General features: G+C 31.8%; 3 protein-coding genes and 1 pseudogene. 3 read left to right on the top strand and 1 reads right to left on the bottom strand.

What is annotated here, in order from left to right; translation table 11 throughout:
• Positions 1–923, top strand: a 923-nt coding sequence (locus VFS71_RS02260) for a DegT/DnrJ/EryC1/StrS family aminotransferase (RefSeq protein WP_326399141.1), incomplete at its 5' end; no start/stop codon positions are given.
• Between the two features lies 1 nt (position 924).
• Positions 925–2,205 (top strand): O-antigen translocase, encoded by a 1,281-nt coding sequence (locus tag VFS71_RS02255; RefSeq protein WP_326399139.1) that lies wholly within the window; start codon positions 925–927, stop codon positions 2,203–2,205.
• Positions 2,206–2,215: 10 nt separating this feature from the next.
• On the opposite strand, the gene VFS71_RS02250 is transcribed toward VFS71_RS02255, so the two are convergent.
• Positions 2,216–3,349: a glycosyltransferase gene (locus VFS71_RS02250; RefSeq protein ID WP_326399138.1), complete on the bottom strand. Its 1,134-nt coding sequence runs from the start codon at positions 3,347–3,349 to the stop codon at positions 2,216–2,218.
• Between the two features lie 37 nt (positions 3,350–3,386).
• On the opposite strand from VFS71_RS02250, the pseudogene VFS71_RS02245 reads away from it, so the two are divergent.
• Positions 3,387–4,102, top strand: a pseudogene (locus tag VFS71_RS02245) (glycosyltransferase family 4 protein); the annotation flags it as partial.

Here is a 4,102-nt window from a genome sequence, read left to right as displayed (position 1 = left end):
TAGGTGTTGGGAATGGTTTGGATGCTTTAACCCTTATTTTTAAAGGTTATATTCAACTAGGAAAATTTCAAAAAGGGGATGAGGTTATTGTGCCTGCCAATACCTATATCGCGAGTATTCTTGCTATTCTTCAAGCCGATTTAGTGCCTGTTTTGGTCGAGCCAAAGTTGGAGACCTACAATATAAATCCGAGTTTAATTCAAGACAAAATAACACCAAAAACTAAAGCAATTCTAGCTGTCCATCTTTATGGTCAATTAGCCGAAATGGGTGCTATAAATGAAATTGCTACTCGAAATAGTTTAGTTGTTGTAGAAGATGCAGCCCAATCAGCAGGCGCAATCAGTAATCTAAAATCAAACGCAGCAGCATATAGTTTTTATCCAGGGAAAAACCTTGGCGCATTGGGAGATGGAGGTGCTGTTGTGACGAATGATAATGAGTTAGCCAAAACGATTCGGTCGCTTCGTAATTATGGTTCGGAAACGAAATATCAGAATGATTTTATAGGTGTAAACTCGAGATTAGATGAATTGCAGGCTGCATTTTTAAAACTAAAATTACCTAATTTAAATGCTGATAATGAAAAAAGAAGAACCATTGCCAAACGTTATTTGTCCGAAATAAAAAATGATAAAATTATTTTGCCATTTTGGGATTTAAGTAACAATCATGTTTTTCATCTTTTTGTCATTAGAACCCAAAATAGAGTAGGCTTACAGGAATATTTAACCCAAAATAATATTCAGACTGTAATTCATTATCCGATTCCGCCCCATAAACAGAAAGCTTTTTCAAGTTGGAATAATTTGTCTTTTCCTATTACCGAAAAAATACACAACGAAGTATTGAGTTTGCCTATAAGTCCAGTTATGAAAATGGATGAGGTAAGTTTTGTTGTGGAGATTTTAAATAAATACTAAATTGAACTTCATAAAAAACATAACGCAAACTCAGTTGTTTAAAATTTCATCTTTAAACAGTTTAAGTGTTATTCTGAAAATTGGAGTCGGACTTGTAACTTCCAAATTATTGGCTGTTTTTGTTGGACCTAGCGGAATGGCTTTAGTTGGCAATTTGAGAAATTTTATGACCTCGTTGGAAAGCATTTCAACTTTGGGTTTTCAAAATGGCATAGTAAAATATGTAGCTGAGTGCGACGAAGATAAATCCGAACTTCAGAAAATAATGTCGACAGTTTTTATTAGCTTGTTGTTGGTTGCAATTGGCTTAAGTGGTGTTTTATTTTTCTTAGCAGCCTATTGGAACAATCAAATCTTTGGAAGTCATTATGATTATTCTTCAGTATTTAAGGTGTTGGCTTTGGCTTTGCCATGGTACGCCGTTTCTTTATTTTTGGTTTCCGTTATTAATGGTTTGGGGCGATTCAAAAAAGTAATTTGGATTACAATTTTAGGGAATGCCATTGGATTATTAGTATCATTAGTTTTGATATGGAATTATAAAACCTTGGGAGCTTTACTTGCTATTGTAGTTACACCAGCTTTGTTGTTCTTGGTTAGTTTTTATTTTGTCAATAAGGAAATTCTTTTTTTGAATATCATTCGGTTTCATTATTTTGATTTTAAAATCATAAAAAATCTGTCTTCGTATTCGATTATGGCATTGGTTTCTTCCGTATTTGGACCATTGGTTTTTCTCGCCATCCGAAAAAATGTAATCGCTACAGTAGGAATTGACCAAGCTGGCTATTGGGAAACAATGACTCGAATTTCATCTTATTATATGCTATTTGTGAGCACTATTTTGACAGTATATTTTTTACCCAAATTAGCCAGTGCCAAAACTGATATAGAAACAAAAAATGTTTTTTGGAGTTATTACAAAAGTATTTTGCCACTGTTTATTGTTGGTTTTATTCTGATTTATGCATTACGTTTTTTTATAGTTGAATTGCTTTTCACCAAAGATTTTTTGCCTGTTACAGTGATGTTCTTTTGGCAATTGGTTGGAGATATTTTGAAGGTTGCTTTCTTAATTTTGGGCTATCAATTTTTTGCCAAGAAATTGACCGTTGCCTTTGTTATTTCCGAAATAGCTTCGCTAGCCGTTTTGTATTTTTTAAGTAATTATTTAATCCAATTTTTTGGAATCCAAGGAGTTTTAATTGCTCAAGTTCTGGATAATTTTATTTATTTATCGGTGTTGGTGATTTATTTTAGAAAAAATTTGTTTTTGAATTAAATACACAATTTTAATTTCCCCAAACCTCTAAATACTTTTTAGCAATTGTTACATAATCGTGTTCTTTTTCGATAAATGTTCTGGCTCGTTTTCCAATTGCAATAATCTCTTTTGGGTTTTCTATCAAAAAAGAAAGTTCATTGACAAGTGAATTTACATCAGGAAGCGCATTTATACATACTCTTTCGGTTAAATTGTAATGTTCCATAAACTCAGTTTCAGCCCCAGTAAAAACCACTTTACCTTTTGCCATAGCTTCAAGAGCATTGTAGCCTTGGTCGTAGCTGAACGTTTGGTCCAAAAGGATGTGTGCCTTGTCGTACAGTTCAATATAGTCAGAATAAGGGATGGATTTAGTAGTGATTATTTCGACACGATTTGTATATTTTTTATTGATAATTTCCAATGCTTTTTCGAAGAAATTATTTCCCTTTTTATAATAGTTGACTTCATTAATTCCGTGAAAAATAATTATTTTATCTGTTACATTCAAAGGGGTGTAGAAAAGGTTATTTGTTATTATAGGATAAGGAATCAGAATAGTAGCTTTTGAATGATTTTTTAATGGAATGTAATAATCCATATCACCCGGGATTACAGATTCAATGTTTTTGTAGACAAATTCATGTAATTCAATAAATGACTTTTTCACGTATCTCAAAGTGAATTTACAATGCCCTAAATTAGGATTCTCTTTGCAAGGCGTCAGAACGGAGTATTTGAATTGGTCTTCAAGCATATATTTTACGCAGATGTAATCATCACCGCAGGAAGAGAGAAATGTTTTTTTGTTGTTTTTGAAGATGTAATGGAGCATCTTTTTTTCAAAATATACGGTCGATTGTAATGGATATTCATTGACTAGTTGAACAATGTCAAAACCTGTTGCAGCCTTTCTGTTGATGAAGAATCGAACGGCCAATTCAAACTGGGCGATATCGAATTTAATGAGTCTGTAAATTATTTGTCTGAATACATTCAAAATGAAATTATCTCTCAGTAATTTGGCATATATGGAGATATCTACAGGATAATTTTTGAAATCATTGTCGCCTATAAGAGTCACATCATGCCCAAGTTGCAGGAGTCCCTCTTTTAACGAATTGTGAAATCGACTGTATTCGCCTACCAATAAAATCCTCATTATTGTCTATATTTGTTACGAAAATAATGAATCAAGAATGATAAATCCAAGTCGGAAGTATAAAATTGCATTAATAGGCGACTCTTTGACTAACGGTGGTGCTGAAAAAGTACATTCTTTATTATCTGTTTATTTTGAAAATGTCGGAATGGAAGTTTTTAATTGCATTTTCTGCGATTTAGTTTCATACAAATATTCAGGTTCATTATTAAATCTAGGGAAAGTTAATCCTCATTCATTTTTTATTACCCGAAAACTTAAGCGTTTTTTTGTTTTTAAAAAGTTTATTAAAAACAATGATTTCGATTTTGTAATTGATTTTAGACAGCGAACTAATTTTATATTAGAGTTACTGATTTCCAATGATATTTATCCTAAGAACACCTATTATACGGTTCATAGCGGTGTTTTGGAATTTTATTTTCCTAAAACTAAGTTTTTATCTGATTTGATATATAAAAACAGAAACATAGTTGCAGTTTCTAAAGCCGTTAAGGAAGAAATAGAAAATAAAAAAACTGTCGGATCCGTCAGTTTTATTCACAATCCAATTGATTTACGAACTGCAATTGATTTAAAGAATCAGTTCATGGTTAATGATTCAAGTTATATTTTAGCTGTGGGTAGAATGAATGATGGTATCAAACAATTTGATAAATTGATTTTGGCGTATTCAAAATCTATTTTGCCAGAAAGAAAAATTAAACTTGTCATTTTGGGAGAAGGGAAAAAAAAAGAAACCTACATTAAATT

It is taken from the genome of Flavobacterium sp. (assembly GCF_035760125.1).
Classification (GTDB): Bacteria; Bacteroidota; Bacteroidia; order Flavobacteriales; family Flavobacteriaceae; genus Flavobacterium.
The sequence above is the reverse complement of the archived record's forward strand: the minus strand, read 5'-3'. Positions and strand labels throughout refer to the sequence as shown.